General features: G+C 59.0%; 16 protein-coding genes. 6 read left to right on the forward strand and 10 right to left on the reverse strand.

Annotated features, from left to right (window positions below):
• Positions 1–18: 18 nt before the first annotated feature.
• From WA157_RS00910 to WA157_RS00940, 7 genes are all read right to left on the reverse strand, one after another.
• Complete coding sequence (locus WA157_RS00910) at positions 19–735, reverse strand: TetR/AcrR family transcriptional regulator (RefSeq protein WP_422619153.1); 717 nt, start codon at positions 733–735, stop codon at positions 19–21.
• A 186-nt stretch (positions 736–921) separates the two neighbouring features.
• Positions 922–1644, reverse strand: a complete 723-nt coding sequence (gene slmA, locus WA157_RS00915; protein ID WP_422619154.1) for a nucleoid occlusion factor SlmA — start codon at positions 1642–1644, stop codon at positions 922–924.
• A 61-nt stretch (positions 1645–1705) separates the two neighbouring features.
• The gene (locus WA157_RS00920) at positions 1706–3163 is read right to left on the reverse strand and encodes an ATP-binding protein (RefSeq protein ID WP_422619155.1); all 1458 of its coding nucleotides are present in this window, start codon (positions 3161–3163) and stop codon (positions 1706–1708) included.
• 3 nt (positions 3164–3166) lie between these two features.
• The gene (locus tag WA157_RS00925; RefSeq protein ID WP_422619156.1) at positions 3167–3874 is read right to left on the reverse strand and encodes a response regulator transcription factor; all 708 of its coding nucleotides are present in this window, start codon (positions 3872–3874) and stop codon (positions 3167–3169) included.
• 148 nt (positions 3875–4022) lie between these two features.
• Entirely contained in the window at positions 4023–4913 is an 891-nt protein-coding gene (gene argB, locus WA157_RS00930) for an acetylglutamate kinase (RefSeq protein ID WP_422619157.1), read from the reverse strand.
• Positions 4914–4921: 8 nt separating this feature from the next.
• Positions 4922–5293, reverse strand: coding sequence for an H-NS family nucleoid-associated regulatory protein (locus WA157_RS00935; RefSeq protein ID WP_422619158.1), 372 nt, complete (start codon positions 5291–5293; stop codon positions 4922–4924).
• A gap of 371 nt (positions 5294–5664) precedes the next feature.
• Positions 5665–7662, reverse strand: coding sequence for an SDR family oxidoreductase (locus WA157_RS00940; protein ID WP_422619159.1), 1998 nt, complete (start codon positions 7660–7662; stop codon positions 5665–5667).
• 210 nt (positions 7663–7872) lie between these two features.
• Here WA157_RS00940 and WA157_RS00945 point away from each other — a divergent pair, with 210 nt between their 5' ends.
• From WA157_RS00945 to WA157_RS00960, 4 genes are all read left to right on the forward strand, one after another.
• Entirely contained in the window at positions 7873–8475 is a 603-nt protein-coding gene (locus WA157_RS00945) for a phasin family protein (protein ID WP_422619183.1), read from the forward strand.
• A gap of 219 nt (positions 8476–8694) precedes the next feature.
• Complete coding sequence (locus WA157_RS00950; protein WP_422619160.1) at positions 8695–9957, forward strand: patatin-like phospholipase family protein; 1263 nt, start codon at positions 8695–8697, stop codon at positions 9955–9957.
• Complete coding sequence (locus tag WA157_RS00955) at positions 9951–10613, forward strand: TetR/AcrR family transcriptional regulator (protein ID WP_422619161.1); 663 nt, start codon at positions 9951–9953, stop codon at positions 10611–10613. The genes WA157_RS00950 and WA157_RS00955 overlap by 7 nt, the downstream gene beginning before the upstream one ends.
• 33 nt (positions 10614–10646) lie before the next feature.
• Entirely contained in the window at positions 10647–11423 is a 777-nt protein-coding gene (locus WA157_RS00960; protein ID WP_422619162.1) for a hypothetical protein, read from the forward strand.
• A 65-nt stretch (positions 11424–11488) separates the two neighbouring features.
• Here the strand turns inward: WA157_RS00960 and WA157_RS00965 are convergent, their stop codons facing one another.
• Positions 11489–13054, reverse strand: coding sequence for a wax ester/triacylglycerol synthase family O-acyltransferase (locus tag WA157_RS00965; RefSeq protein ID WP_422619163.1), 1566 nt, complete (start codon positions 13052–13054; stop codon positions 11489–11491).
• A 137-nt stretch (positions 13055–13191) separates the two neighbouring features.
• Between WA157_RS00965 and WA157_RS00970 the strand changes: the two genes are divergently transcribed.
• Positions 13192–13446, forward strand: coding sequence for an acyl-CoA-binding protein (locus WA157_RS00970; RefSeq protein WP_422619164.1), 255 nt, complete (start codon positions 13192–13194; stop codon positions 13444–13446).
• A 67-nt stretch (positions 13447–13513) separates the two neighbouring features.
• Here the strand turns inward: WA157_RS00970 and WA157_RS00975 are convergent, their stop codons facing one another.
• Complete coding sequence (locus WA157_RS00975) at positions 13514–13852, reverse strand: polyhydroxyalkanoic acid system family protein (protein ID WP_422619165.1); 339 nt, start codon at positions 13850–13852, stop codon at positions 13514–13516.
• Positions 13845–14927, reverse strand: a complete 1083-nt coding sequence (locus WA157_RS00980) for an aminopeptidase (RefSeq protein ID WP_422619166.1) — start codon at positions 14925–14927, stop codon at positions 13845–13847. Before WA157_RS00980 ends, WA157_RS00975 begins: the two co-directional genes overlap by 8 nt.
• Positions 14928–14954: 27 nt before the next feature.
• Between WA157_RS00980 and WA157_RS00985 the strand changes: the two genes are divergently transcribed.
• Positions 14955–15299, forward strand: coding sequence for a DUF1840 domain-containing protein (locus tag WA157_RS00985; RefSeq protein ID WP_422619167.1), 345 nt, complete (start codon positions 14955–14957; stop codon positions 15297–15299).
• Positions 15300–15309: the final 10 nt, after the last annotated feature.

Consider the following 15309-nt stretch of genomic DNA (forward strand, 5'->3'; position numbering starts at 1 on the left):
GGGTATAGGTCGGCATGCTTACTTCTCCTTTAAATTTCGATTGGATGCGGGGGAACGGGGTGATGCGCCAGCGGCAGACTTGCCGTAGCGTTTGAGAATATTGTCAAAGCCGGTGTGGGCGCGCCCGATAGCGGCCGGGTTTTGCAAAAACCGGGCTTCATAGTGCAAGGCCAGGATCAGGCCATGGATTTCGAAGGCCATTTGCTCTTCGTCAGCATCCTCATGGAGCTGCCCTTCCTGCTTGGCCTGGACGACGGCGCGGTACATGGCGGCCAGCCAGGTCTTGACCGAACTCGCCAGTGCATCACGCACCGGCCCGGGACGGTCATCAAACTCAACCGCACCACTGATGAAGATACAGCCGGACTGAAGTTCGATCGCCACGCGTTTCATCCAGTTGGCAAACAGGGCCCGCACCCGCGGCAGGCCCCGGGCTTCATCCATGGCCGGGGCAAAAACCTCGTCATAAAAACGGGCGTAATACTCGCGGATGACGGAAATCTGCAGCTCTTCGCGCGATCCGAAATGCGCAAAAACCCCCGATTTGCTCATCCGGGTCACCTCGGCCAAGGCCCCAATGCTCAGGCCTTCCAGTCCGATCTCTGCGGCCAGCCCCAAAGCGGCGTCAATAATGGCCTGCTTGGTCTGCTGCCCCTTGTGCAAGGCGTGCCCGGCGCTCGCGCCCGGGCGGCGACTGGAGCGTGCAAATTGAACAGGTGATTTGGTAGAGGTCATAACGCTAGAAAAGAACGATCGTGCTATTTTGCAACAAATCTGAACGCCATGCGGCCCAGAGGCCCCATCTAGAGAGATTTTTCTAGTCAGAACGCGGGTTTACCCGCACTAATTAGCGTTTGAAGGACACCACGAGCTTTGCCAGCTTGGCCAAAACGTACAAGCTTCATGATTGTCTAAAGTTATTCAGAGCATGAGTGCCAGGCTGGCTTCGAGGTGCTCGCACGGCAGGCGCTTGAAGTTGGAGCGCGCAAAGCGCTGCAGGCGACCAACGACAAAAGCAATCAGGACCGACGCCCGCACCTGGGTATCCAGACTGGGTGTGGCCGAACCACTCAACTCGGCGCCCGCGCGCAGGCTTTGCTTGAGGCTGGATTCGATCTTGTCGAAAAACTGGTTCATGCGCTGTTGCAGGCGCTCGTTCTCGAACACCAGCGCATCACCCACCATGACGCGGGTCATGCCGGGATTTTTCTCGGCGAACTGCAGCAGCATCGTGACGACCTGCCCCGCCTGGCGCACGCCGGCCTGGGCGCTGGTCACGGCGTCCAGCACTGGACCCGCCCCGGCGGCCACCATACCTTCCGTAGCGGACGAACTCTGACGCTCGGCAATCTGGTTGACCAGCGAAAACACCGTGTGTTCAATGAACTCAATGAGGCCCTCAAACATCTGCGCCTTGCTGGCAAAGTGCCGGTACAACGCGGCCTCGCTGACCTCAAGACGCGCCGCCAGGGCCGCGGTGGTGATGCGCTCCGAGCCGGGTTGTTCCAGCATCTGCGCCAAGGCTTGCAGTATCTGCTCCCGGCGCTCCCCCGGTTTCAGCCGTTTGCGTGCCAGAGCGGCCGGTTCGCGGTTGTCGGCGCTTGGGAAAGAGAGCTGGGAGGAGGTCAATTCGGCGTTAGACATGGGCACAGGACAGTGGGTTGAATTCATTCTCGCATAGCGCTACCAAGGGTTTTTGCGGGGGTCAGACCGGAAACACCAGGGTAAAGCGGGCACCGCGCCCCTCCCGGGCGTTGCCGACAACCAGCAGACCGTGGTGCGCCCGGGCAATCTCGTCAACGATCGCCAGGCCCAGGCCATTGCCTTGGCTGGCCGTGCCGGGCATACGGTAAAAGCGCGCCAGCACACGCTGGCGTTCCTCCACCGGCACACCCGGGCCGTTATCTTCAACCTCCAGAAATGCGGCGCCGCCATCGGGCATACGACCACAGCGCAGCGTGACAACGCCGCCCGCCGGTGTGTATTTCAGCGCGTTGTCCGTCAGGTTGCCGAGCAGCTCGCGCAACAACCACGCGTGACCGGCCACCTGCACGGCTTGCACATCCAGCCCCAAATCGATCTGCTTGGCCGTGGCGGCATCCAGATGCGCCTCCAGCAGGGTTTCGCACAGCTCTTTCAAATCGACGGTTTGCAGGGGCTGTTGGTCCAGACCGTGGGCGTCGGCACGCGACAAGGCCAGCAGTTGGTTGGCCAATTGCGAGGTACGACGCGTGGCATCGCGCAGGCGCCTGATTTGATCTACTCCTATACTTATAGCTGCCGGCCCTTTATTCACGGGGGCTAGAAGGCTGTTTTGTATAAATTCCCCGCAGGATGAACAAGTGGCTACGGGCATGCTGGCCGCCTGCGCCCAGGCCTCAACCTGCGCCTGCAGGCCCGCCAGCGGCGTGCGCAGTTGATGCGCGGCGTCGGTCACAAAGCGGCGCTGGCTCTCAGCCTGGGCGTTGACCAGACCGAACAAGCGGTTCAGCGACTGCACCAGCGGGCGAACCTCTTCGGGCGAGGCCTGCACATCCATCGCACTCAAGTCGCTCGGCGAGCGCTGCTCGACCGCCTCCTTCAGGTCCAGCAAGGGACGCAGCGCCTGTCTGACCGCCCAATTGACCACAAACACCCCCAGCACCATCAGCACCAGATTGGGCAACAAGACCTTGAGCAGCACCAGTTTGACCCACTGTTGGCGCGGATCGGACCCATCTGCCAAACGCACGACCAGCTCCCCAGCGGCGGTTTGAAGGCGCTGCGAGACAATGCGGTAGGTCACACCGCCCTGTTCTGCGCTGGCGAACTCAGGCTCGCGTGTGGTCGGTGGCAACCCGCTCAACCAGTCATGGCCCAGCAGCACCTGCCCCTCCAGATCGGCAATGCAGAAGGCTGAAAGACCGACCCGGTCTCTGAGAAATTCTGCGATGACCGGAGCCATCAGCAGGACCGGCGGGGCATCGAACGTTTTGCCTTTGGCGATCACCGAGTCCGCCAGCAAGGGCACCAGCTTGAGCAGTTGGCGATCTTGCTGCAAGGCGGCAGCGTCGGCATAACGGTAGTCAAACCAGGCGCTGACGCCGGCCAGCAGACACAGGGGCACCAATAACAGCAGCAGCAAGCGCCGCTGCAGGCCGGAGGACATGGTTGCCAGTTGCATCGGTCAAGGAGCTGGATGGCGCGAATCGCTTAGGCTGACTTCGATCAGTTCCAGACGGTAGCCAAAGCCACGAATCGAGCGCAGCCCGATGCCATGCGGCTCCAACTTGCCGCGCAAGCGGGAGATGTACACCTCCACCGCATTGGGTGTGATCTCCTTGTCCCACCCGGTCAACGCCTGCAGCAGCTTGTCTTTGTTGGCGGGTTTGGGCGCGTTGATGAGCAGGTACTCCAGCACCGTCCACTCACGCGGCCCCAGCTCGATAGGCTGGCCGCTGGGACGCAGGCAGGCCAGCCGCGTTGCCGTGTTGAGTTCCAGCGCGCCAAAACTGAGCACCGCCGAGGTGGCCGCTTGCGAGCGGCGCAAAAGTGCGCGCAGGCGTGCCAGCAACTCGGGCAACTCGAACGGTTTGACCATGTAGTCATCGGCACCGTTGTCGAGCCCCTGCACCCGCTCGTGCAGGGCGTCGCGGGCGGTGAGCAGCAGCACGGGCATGGCGGGCGCGTCTTTGCGCAAACGCTGGGTCAGCGCCAGACCATCCATGCCAGGCAGACCAATGTCGAGAACAGCCACGTCAAACGATTCGTGGCGCATGGCTTCCAGCGCACGCTCGGCATTGCCAACCCAGTCCACGGCGTAACCGGCGTCGGTGAGGCCGAGCTTGATGCCACTGGCCACCATGACGTCATCTTCCACCAACAATAATCGCATTAAATTAGCCTCCAGCCCCCGTGGAATAAGCACATATAGCTATCATAAGAATAGCAAATTAATTCTCAATGCGCTCAGCTTCCGGCCCCAGGCCCTTGGTCGGCGCGAGTCCGGCAGGGTCGCCTTGGAATCGGCTTTTGTTGTTTTGTTAGTGAGAGCGAATCATCGTGCCAAAGGCCTGATCGGTCAAAATCTCCAGCAGCAGCACATGCGGCACCCGGCCATCAATGATGTGCACCGAGTTGACACCGCTCTTGGCGGCATCAAGCGCACCGCTGATCTTGGGCAGCATGCCGCCGCTGATGGTGCCATCAAGAAACAAGTCGTCAATCTGGCGGGCACTCAGGTTGGTGAGTAAATTACCCGCTTTATCGAGCACGCCGCTGATATTGGTGAGCATCATCAGCTTTTCTGCCTTCAGCACGGTGGCGAGCTTGGCGGCCACCACGTCGGCATTGATGTTATAGCTCTCATTGTTCTCGCCAAAACCGATCGGGCTGATGACGGGAATAAAAGCGTCGTCCTGCAGCGCCTTGACGACGCTGGGGTCAATGCTGACGATGTCGCCGACCTGGCCGACGTCGTACTCCTTGCTGGCATCGGCGCTGTCGCGCATCTTGAGTTTCTGGGCGCGGATCATGCCGCCATCACGCCCGGTCAGGCCCACGGCCTTGCCGCCGGCCTGGTTGATCAAACCCACGATGTCTTGCTGCACTTCGCCACCCAGCACCCATTCGACAATTTCCATGGTTTCAGCATCGGTCACACGCATGCCCTGGATGAATTCGCCCTTCTTGCCCAAGCGCTTCAAGGCGGCTTCAATCTGCGGCCCGCCGCCATGCACCACCACCGGGTTGATGCCGACCAGCTTGAGCAGCACCACATCCTCCGCAAAATCGGCCTGCAATGCCGGGTCGGTCATGGCGTTGCCGCCGTACTTGATAACCATGGTCTTGCCATGGAACTTGCGGATGTAGGGCAGCGCCTGGGCCAGGATTTCGGCCTTGTCGCGCGGCGCAATGTTGCTAACGTCGGTCATGGGTTACATCAACTCTTGATCGCGAAATCTTCTTTGGTTTTTCCATCCACCAGCAGCGCTGTCAACCAGCGCGGCGTCAAACCTCGGCCGCTCCAGCCTTCCCCATTGGGACCCCGGTATTTGGCAGCCACCGGCAAGGCGACTTTCTTGGTGGCGCCAGCGAGTTTGACACCAGCACCGGCCTTGCCGACCTTGGTGGTTTTGGCTTTGCCCTTGACCCCGCGTGCCTTGCCAGGCTGCAAATCCTTCAGGGTGATACCAAAAGCCTGCATCTTGGCCAAAATATCCTGCACCGTCTTGCCAAACTCCCGTGCCTTGATATCACTGGCCTGCTTTTGCAGTTTCTCTATCTGACTTTGAATCTCGATCAAATCACTCATGCTGAATCCTCTATCTTGGAAAATTGAAAATCTCTGCGCTGACGGCCTTGGCGGGCCCTTTGCCTAAATCATTTTAATACATCAGATTATCTCTTCTTATTACCTTCAATTGGTTGATGCATATTATTTTTACGTCCATTCATCAAGATTTGTTTTTCAAATATTTAATAGTCAGCGTCGCTTTTTCGGAGCTTGCCAACCCGTCACAGCCGCCTATTTGCGTCCAATTGAGCAGATTGACGAACCGATGCAGTGCGCCAGACGACGACATATTCCCCGAATATTGCCAAATCCAATCAGGAAATTAGACGGCGAGAATTATTGTCACGAATTCAAGTCAGTCAATAAAGAAGGAGGCCGGAGCAACTGACTCAGAAATGAATCCCCCGCATCATCTGCTGCATGGCGACTGCCTCTGGCGACAGATGCTGTTTCACCACTTTATCGCCCGGCTTCGCGCCCTTGGCGGCGCCCGAGTCCGGGAACATCCGGAAGGCCGTATTCATGGCAATCTGCGCCACACGCGGCAACACGGCATGCAAAACCTGACCCGTAATGCCCAGCCGGGTGGCAATGCGCACTGGTTTGAAAATACAGGCTTCGGCAACCATGTCGGCGGCCTCTTCGGGCGCCAGCGTGGGCACGTTGTTGTACAGCCCGGTCGGCGCGATCATGGGGGTGCGCACCAATGGCATGTTGATGGTGGTAAAGCTGACGCCCTGATCGGCAAACTCGCTCGATGCGCAGCGAGCCCACGCTTCCAGGGCGGCCTTGGAGGCCACATAGGCGCTGAAACGCGGCGCGTTGGTGAGCACGCCAATGGAGCTGATATTGACCACATGACCTTTGTGTTTGGCCACCATACCCGGCAGCAGTCCCATGGTGACGCGCAGGCAGCCGAAATAATTGAGCTGCATGGTGCGCTCAAAGTCATGAAAACGATCGTAGCTGGACTCAATGGCACGGCGAATGGAGCGGCCTGCGTTGTTGATCAGGAAATCCACGCCGCCATGGTCGTCAATCAACTGCTTGATAAACCGGTCGCAGTCCGCGATGTCGGCAATATCTGCCGGGTAGGCGATGAAACTGTAGCCTTTGGCTTTGGCCTCCTTGCAGGCTTCTTCGAGTTTGTCGACGTCACGACCGCAAATGACTGTAATGGCACCGGCCTCCGCAAATTTATGGGCGGTCGCCAGGCCGATGCCCGATGAACCACCGGTGATCAGGACCACTTTGCCCGCCACCGTGCCGCGCAGGGTGTGGTCAATATGCAGAGCGGGGTCAAGATGACGCTCCCAGTAATCCCACAGGCGCCAGGCATAGTCTTTCAGGTTGGGGCATTCAACCCCCGTACCTTTGAGCGCGGCCAAGGTGTCGCGGCAGTCAAACCGCGTGGGGTAATTCACAAACGTGAGCATGTCCTCGGGCAGGCCCAGGTCTTTCATGATGGCTTGGCGCACCCGGCGCACCGGCGCCAGCGCCATCAGACCCTTGGTGACACTGCGGGGAATGAAGCCGAGCAGAGCCGCATTGATGAACAAATTCATCTTGGGCGCGTGCGCGGCGCGACTGAAAATGTCGAGCACGTCACCCACACGGTAGCCCACCGGATCCACCAGGTGGAAGCATTTTTTCGTGATTCCCTTTTGGTGGCTGATAGCGTCCAGTGCGTTCACCACAAAGTCCACCGGCACAATATTGACGCGTCCACCTTCCAGTCCGACCGACGGCATCCAGGGCGGCAGCACCTGGCGCATGCGCTGAATCAGCTTGAAGAAGTAGTAGGGTCCGTCAATCTTGTCCATCTCACCCGTACTGCTATCGCCCACCACCATGGCCGGCCGGTACACCGACCAGGGCAGCTTGCACTCATGGCGCACAATTTTTTCACTTTCATGCTTGGTCATGAAATAAGGGTGCTCGTAGTTCTCGGCCTCCTCAAACATGTCCTCGCGGAACACGCCCTCGTACAAACCAGCCGCCGCGATCGAGCTCACATGGTGAAAGTGCCTGGCCTGAATGGCAGCAGCCAGTTCCACCGTGTTGCGGGTTCCCTCAATGTTGACGGCAATCTGGCTGGCTTCATCAGCCCCCAGGTCATAGACGGCAGCCAGATGGTAGAAATGGTCAATCTGGCCCTTGATTTGTTTGATGGCATCGGCAGAGACACCCAGCTTTCTGGCAGTCAGGTCGCCAAACACAGGTACCACCCGCGCGGCGCCGGCACCCCAGTACTTGCGCAAACCCGCCACCTTGCCCTCACTCTCCTGACGAATCAAGAAGTGCACCACCGAGCCCTTGCGCTCAAGAAGTTTTTTGACGAGCCGCTTGCCAATGAACCCGGTGGCACCGGTAACAAAATACTGCATGAAAGCCTCCAATTAGAGAATATCTATTCTGGCTGAAACCGGACCCATGTCTATTCAGCATAAACCCGCGCCCGGCTAGGGTCCGCGCCCTAGAGAATTAGGAGGTACCACCTACACGACGATTCAACGAGCCTTTAAAGTGCTGCTCATGCACTCAATCCCATGAGTGCAACCCGGTTCAAGCAACTCACACCCTATCTGGAGCGCCTCATGGTCACAAAACTGAAGAAAACTACCCCCAAAAAGAAGACCGACACACGTCTGAAGGGATCAGTCAAAGATTCAGCCCAGCAAATCTGGCAGGCGGGTCTGGGCGCTTTCAACAAGGCCCAGGCCGAAGGCTCGAAGGCCTTTGAGGCCCTGGTCAAGGAAGGCGTGAGCTTGCAACGCAAGACACAATCGGTTGCCGAAGAAAAAATCTCGGAAGCCACCAGCAAGATGTCCACCATGGCAACCGATATTTCGTCCAAAGCCTCCGGCCAATGGGACAAGCTGGAAAGCATTTTTGAAGATCGCGTGGCCAAGGCGCTGAACAAGCTCGGCGTGCCCTCAGCCAAAGACGTCAATGCCCTGATCGCCCGCATCGATGAGCTCAACAAGAGCGTGCAAAAGCTCTCGGCCAAAAACCCGGTGCCGAAAGCAGCTGCCAAGGCCGCGGTCAAAGTTGCGCCAAAGAAAACAGTCAAGCCTGCGGCCAAGTCGGCCGTCAAACCAGTCGTCAAAGCGACGCCCAAGGCGGTGGCCAAACGTGCGGCGCCAGTGCGCAAAGCAGCCGCGGTCGAAACGGTTGAAGCGGCTGCAGCCCAAGCCTGATAACGGCGTGTCGTGAAGCCACTGACACAGCTTGCGCGGCGAGGGCCGCGCAAGATGATTCCCCTGAAGGGCGCTTAGGCGCCCTTTTTTGCTTTTTTGGCCGTTGGGAAACAGACCGCCGTACGCGAAGCGAACCAAGCCCGTGCCCAACTCATCAGGTTACCGATCGTGCTGCATTGCAGCAAATTTTCATCACCCCCACCTCTACACTTTGAGCTTATGAAACTGAAAACATCTCGCCCGCCAAGAATCGCGCTGGCACTGGCGGGTGGCGGTCCGCTGGGTGCCATTTACGAGATCGGCGCCTTGTGTGCGCTGCAGGAGTCACTCAACGGCATCGACTTCACCAAGTTGCAGCACTATGTTGGCGTGTCCGCTGGGGGCTTCATAGCCGCCGGTTTGGCCAATGGCATCACCCCCCATGAGCTGTGTGCGTCATTTATAGAGAATGACAGCGAGACGTCCGACAGGTCCGAAACGTTTGATCCGTCCTGGCTGCTGGAGCCCGCCTATGGCGAGTTTGTGCGCCGCGGCATCATGCTGCCCGGTTTGCTGCTATCGGCCTTGTGGCATTTCACGGCGGGCAGAAAATCGTTCATCCGGGCACTGGAACGCCTGAGCCCCGGCCTGCCCACCGGCATTTTCTCCAATGAGCAAATCCATGTTGAGCTGGCCCGTATCTACGCGCGCGAGGGCCGCACCAACGACTTTCGCCAGCTCAAAACCCAGCTCACCTTGGTGGCCACCAATCTGGACAGCAGCGTAGCGGTGCCTTTTGGTCGCCCGGGCTGGGACCATGTGCCGATCTCCAAGGCGGTGCAGGCCAGCGCGGCGCTGCCGGGCCTGTTTCCCCCGGTGGAAATTGATGACAACTACTATGTTGACGGTGCCCTGAAAAAGACCATGCACGCCTCCGTTGCCCTGGCCAGCGGCGTTGACCTGATGTTGTGCCTGAACCCATTGGTGCCGTTTGATGCCACGGCACCGCAGGTCGCCAAGGTCATGCGGCGTGGCCTGCCCGCTGAAAAGCACCACATCCCGCGCATCATCGACGGCGGACTGCCCGCGGTGCTAAGCCAGACCTTCCGCTCCATGATTCATTCACGCCTGAGCCTGGGCATGAAGCACTACGAGCACCTCTACCCAAACACCGACATCATCCTGATTGAGCCCGACCACCGGGACCCGGAGATGTACCTGGCCAATACCTTCAGCTACTCCCAGCGCCGCAACTTGGCCGAGCACGCTTATCAGCAGACACGCCAGATGCTGCGCTCCAACAAAACCGGTCTGTCCGAGAAACTGCGGCGTCACGGCATCAGCCTGCACCACGAATCGCTGGACGACCCCAAGCGGCACCTGAGTGCGCCGGCCAAGCCCGCCAGCCAGGTGGGGCGCGCCATCGCGAATCTGCAGGAAATCATGGACGATCTGGGCCACGTCGTGCGATCGGCAGCACACAAGAGCAGCCCCTCATGGTAAAAAAAGCGCCCCGGCGCACCGCCGAACGCATTCTGGAGGTCACGCTGGAGCTGTTCAACCGCTTTGGCGAGCCCAATGTATCCACCACCTTGATATCAGCCGAACTGGGCATCAGCCCGGGCAACTTGTACTACCACTACCCGGCCAAAGACGAACTCATCAACTCGCTGTTTGGCCGTTACGAGCGCGCCTTGAACGAGTTGCTCAATGCCAGCGACGGCGTGCGCGACGTGGAAGACGCCTGGTTCTTCATGCACAGTCTGTTTGAGTTGATCTGGCAGTACCGGTTTTTATACCGCGACCTCAACGATTTGCTGAGCAAGAACCGGCGGCTCGAAACCCATTTCCAATCGGTCCTCAAGAACAAGACCCGCGCCGTCAAAGCCTTGCTGGACGGCATGAGCCGCACCGGCGCGGTGCGGATTGATTCGCGTGAGGTCGAAGCCACGGCCACCAGCATGGTGGTGGTGCTGACCTACTGGCTGAGTTTTGAATATGTGCGCGACCCGCGCCGGGCACTCGAGCCTGAAAACGCGCAAGCAGCACTGCTGCGCGGTGCGCACCACGTCTTGAATTTGCTGGTACCCTATCTGGAGCCGAGTCAGCGCCAGCACCTGCTGCAACTGGTGGGCGCCTACAATAACAGCGAGAAATAGAAAAGCCGGTCACACCTGCCACAGGAGACAAAAATGGCCAAATGGACTGCTTTCCCCTTCGCGGGCGATTATGTTTTTACCGCTGCCAGCGTCAAAAAGAACTGGGAGCGGCTGCACTTGGGTGACGCCGAGCCACTGCCCAAAGACGCCAAAGTGCTGCAAGCCTGGGCGCTATTTCACAACGGTGAATTCCAGAAGGCCAGGGACATGGGCCTCAAAATCGGTGGCGCCGGTCTCACCGTTGCCAACAAGGCGGCGTGCATTTATGCGACCTACCTGGAACAACAAGAAAAAGCCCGGCTCGACCTCTATATGGACGTTGCCCGACGCGCCAGTGCGCAAGCCGCAGAAGACCCAAGCAACTTCAACGCCCTGTACTGGCAAGCTTATGCACTGGGCCGCTACAGTCAAGGTATCAGCGTGGCCAAAGCGCTGGCCCAGGGACTGGGCAGCAAGGTGAAAAAAGAGCTGGAAAACGTGATCGAAATCGAGCCCAAACACGCCGATGCCCACATCGCCCTGGGCTCGTTTCACGCGGAGGTGATCGACAAGGTGGGTTCGCTGATTGGTGGCATGACCTACGGCGCCAAAAAAGACATCGGCCTGCGGCTGTTCCAGGAGGCCCTCAAGCTGAATTTTCAATCCGCCATTGGCATGATCGAATACGCCAACGCCATGCTCATGCTCGATGGCGACAAAATGATGAAGGAAGCGACCCGCCTGTACCAGCAAGCCGCTGCCGCCAAGCCCATGGATGCGATGGAACGGCTGGATGTGGAAATGGCAAGGGTTGAACTGGACGAAGATTAGATTCTTGTCGTTTTGGCCGCTAGCCCTTATAAAATGGTCGTATGTAGCTATTAAAATAATAGCTGTTAAGCCTGTTCATTCCATGGCAGCATCAAGGTCAACAGGGTCAGCTTGGCAAATTCCGGCTCAAACTGGTCGATGATTTTTTGCGGATCGGGGCACAGCGTTGAGTCGCTGATGACGCCAAACTGCACGCCCCCGCCGTAACTCAAGATCGAGACGCCCAATCCGACCGTACCCGACTGCGGTACCCAAACCAGGTTTTGCTCCAGCGTGGCGCCGAGAAACTTGAGCTTCTCGCGCGGACCCGGCACGTTGGTCATGACGGCGGTGGTTTTTTTGGAAAACAGGGTCAACAGCGCGTCTTGCGCCGGCTTCATCAACACCCCCGCCACCGCCAGCAGCGCAAACGCCAGCAGCGGCTGCATGCTGCCTTTCATCTCACCCATGCGCGCGCGCACCGCGAACACGCGCTCGATTGGGTTCTCTATCCCGATGGGCAGAACCACCGGTGCCAAGCCAAAGCGATTGCCCAATTGGTAGGCTTCTTCGATCGGGCGCAGGTTCACCGGCACCATGGCACGGATCTCCTTGCCTGCAACGTCATCGCCGAAGGACTTGAGGTAGCCACCCAGAGAGCCGGCCACGCAGCTTAACAACACATCGTTGATGGAGCAGTTCAGCGCACGCCCGACCGCCTTGACGTCGTCCAGCGGGATCGGTTGGCACCAGGCCACGCGTTTGCGCGTGCCAGGCGTGCCCTTGAGGCGCGTCGGCGAGTCGTCGGGCATGAGCGCCAGCGCGGCCGCGTCCCGAACAACGTGATACGCCATTTTGGCCAGATCCAGCGAACCGGCCAAACCCTTCTCCAGGCTCTGCTCCAGCCCTTTTTGCGGATCGATCAAGGTCTCCAGGGCGTTGACCGCGCCGTCCCCCACCGCGTCAAGTGCTTTGACCACCACCTCCGTCAACGGCCGGATCAGCGTGTCGGCAAGCCAGTCATCCGCACCCTCCAGCCCCTCACCCTGCGCAGGCTGGGTCCCGCTGCGAGTGGGTGCAGAACCGCCATCCACCATGGACTGGGTCACGGCAATCAGCGCCAGGCCATCGGCAATGCAATGATGCAGGCGCGCCATCAAGGCCGAGCCGCCCTGGTAATGTTCAACCAGGCGAAACTCCCACAGGGGGTGGTTCATGTCGAGCGATTGCATGGCAAGCTCGGCCAGGCGCTCCTGCAATGCCGTTTGCTCCCGGCCTTTGGCCGTCACAGGCAAGGTCTCGCGCACCACATGGCGCTCGATCTGGAAGTCCGTATCGGTCACCCAACTGGCACCGCTTGCATCCTGCTGCACCCGCTGACCAAAGCGCGGGTATTGCAGCAAGCGCTCCTCAATGCGCTGGCACACCGCCGGGTAGCTGACACCTGGCTTGATGATCCACACCCCAACGATCATCATCAAATTGCTGGGCGAATCCATGCGCAACCAGGCCGTATCGACCTTGCTCATGCGCTCCTGTGTCGGCCCGGCTGGCTGAGCTTTGTCCTCGGATACCTTCCTTCTTGCCCGTGTGCCCGCTACCGGGCGTGTGGTCTTGGTGGCGACTTTTCTGGCAACGATTCGGGTAACCATAAACACTCCTGACGGGGCAAACCAAAAGCAAAACGACAGTTCCTGGGGAACACCCCTATTCTGTCGGCAAGACGCACACTAAGATACCCGGCGATGCCCCCAAACCTGCGGGTTTTTGAATTTATCTGGAGAAAACCATGTCTGACCTGAAAGCAAAATTCGAAACTGCCCTTGCCGATTCTAAAAACCTGAGCGAACGCCCGGATAACGCCACGCTACTCAAAATTTATGGCCTTTACAAGCAAGCCAGCGTTGGCGACAACACCGACAAGAAACCCGGCTTCAGCGACATGGTGGGGCGCGCCAAATGGGAGGCCTGGAGCAACCTCAAAGGCACCAGCAGCAACGATGCCATGCAGCAATACATTGACCTGATTGAATCCCTGAGCTAAATCACCCGCCCCAGCCGCTCGCCAGCGGCGCTCCGGTCGCCCCAGATGCTGGCGACTGAGCCCTGCATCACTTGTTTTTGCTGACCTGGGGTTTCACATGCGCCCGGAGCTTGGGCTTGGGCGTGAGCAGGTCATCCAGATTTTTGATGATTTCACTTTCGATCCGTGCCTTGAACGCGCCCACCAGAAAACCGAGTTTGGCCTGGAGTTCAAACTTGTCCTTGGTCACCGACAAGGTGCCGTGAACACCTGAGCGTGTAAAAGACACTTCATCAACTGTCTTGCCTTCTTCGTAAATGCAGCGCATGCCAAGTTCTTCTTCGGCATGCTCGGCCCATTTGAAGGCCACTTTGCGCGCATCAGCCAGTCCAAGCGCGTGTTGACGCAAGATATGAAGATCAGCCACTGAGGTGCTCCGTTGTTGTTTGCTTCAGGACCTGGGTCCGCTGCGCCGCCGGCATTTTTGCCAACTGCCGCACTGCATCATAAAACCGTTGCCAGTCCCGGCCCTGGCGCTCAAACAAAGCCTCAAAAGCCGGCACCAGTTCGTCGTACGCCGCCTGAGCGGCAAACGCCGCGTTGTTGGCACCCGCAACCCAGGCGTCATAGCCAGCGTAACCACCCCAGCTACTTCTAAGCCGGGCGTAGTCATCGCGAAAATCCTGCATTGCTGCTTTTTTCATAGCTACTTGTTCAATAGTGACGGGGGCTGGAGGCTTGTTTTGTTTATAGATTTCATCCAACCGGGTGCGCGTTGCGTGCGACAGCACCCGCAACTGCCTGCGCCGGGCATCAAACTCTGCATATTCTTTGCGGGCCAATGCCGAGCCATGCACCGAGAGCCAACGCTCCCCGCCCAGACGTTCAACCGCCGTGGCAAAAGACTCGTTGAACAGGGTGTCGCCTTTGACATACAGGACCTGATGCGCCAGCTCATGAAAAATCATGCGCGCCAACTCACCTTCCGGGTAGTGAATGAAGGTATTGAGCAGCGGATCGCCACCGGCCCAGTTCAGCCAGCCCAAGGTCGAGTAGGCCGGTACGCCATACACACTGGCTTCCAGCCCTTCGCGCTGCAGCGCAAGCGCCTCGGCACGCGCCTCGGCCTCGTTGAAATAACCTCGGTAACCGACACAGCCCGCCACCGGGAAACACCAGGTTTTGAGCGTCAATGAAAACGCAGGTGCCGCCACCACGTTCCACACCACGGAGCGGCGCCGCAAGTCGGCATAGCGATGGTAGCTGGCGTTGTCAGGCAGTTGCAGCTCGGTCACGGCAAAGCGACGAATGCGCTCAGCCAGCATCAGGCGCTGCTTCAAGGCCGGCGCAACGCTCTCATCAGCCAGCCACTTCGCAATCGGTTGGGCCGCCTTCATCATTTGCAGATGACCGCCAACGGATTGCAGGTAATAGCCCGTATCGGCGCAACTGGCCAGCCAGGGAATGAAGATCAGAAGGACGACAGTTCGGAGGGAGTGCATCAGAAAAACAGTTTACGATATGCCACCATGCTCTACAAATTCAAATCTAAAAATACCGGTGACGTCATCATGTTGCAGCCCAACGGACGACGCGTGCTGCAGATCATCGGCAAAGATGTGCCTGAAGACATCGACACCACGGGTGAAAAGGGCATCATCCTGCCAGAGCAGATGCCTGCGGCCATTGCCGCACTGGAAGCGGCCATTGCCAGGGAAGAAGCGGACCAGAAAGCCGCGCTGGCGGAGGCACTGGCACACAACGAACCCGCGCCCCACTTTGAATCGGTCTCCCTGCGCCAGCGGGCGCAGCCCTTTATTGAGATGCTCAAGCGCTGCCAGGAAGATGGCAGCGAGGTTGTCTGGGGCGTTTAACAGGCGCCAG

The organism is Rhodoferax ferrireducens (assembly GCF_049302455.1).
Taxonomy (GTDB): domain Bacteria; phylum Pseudomonadota; class Gammaproteobacteria; order Burkholderiales; family Burkholderiaceae_C; genus Rhodoferax; species Rhodoferax ferrireducens_B.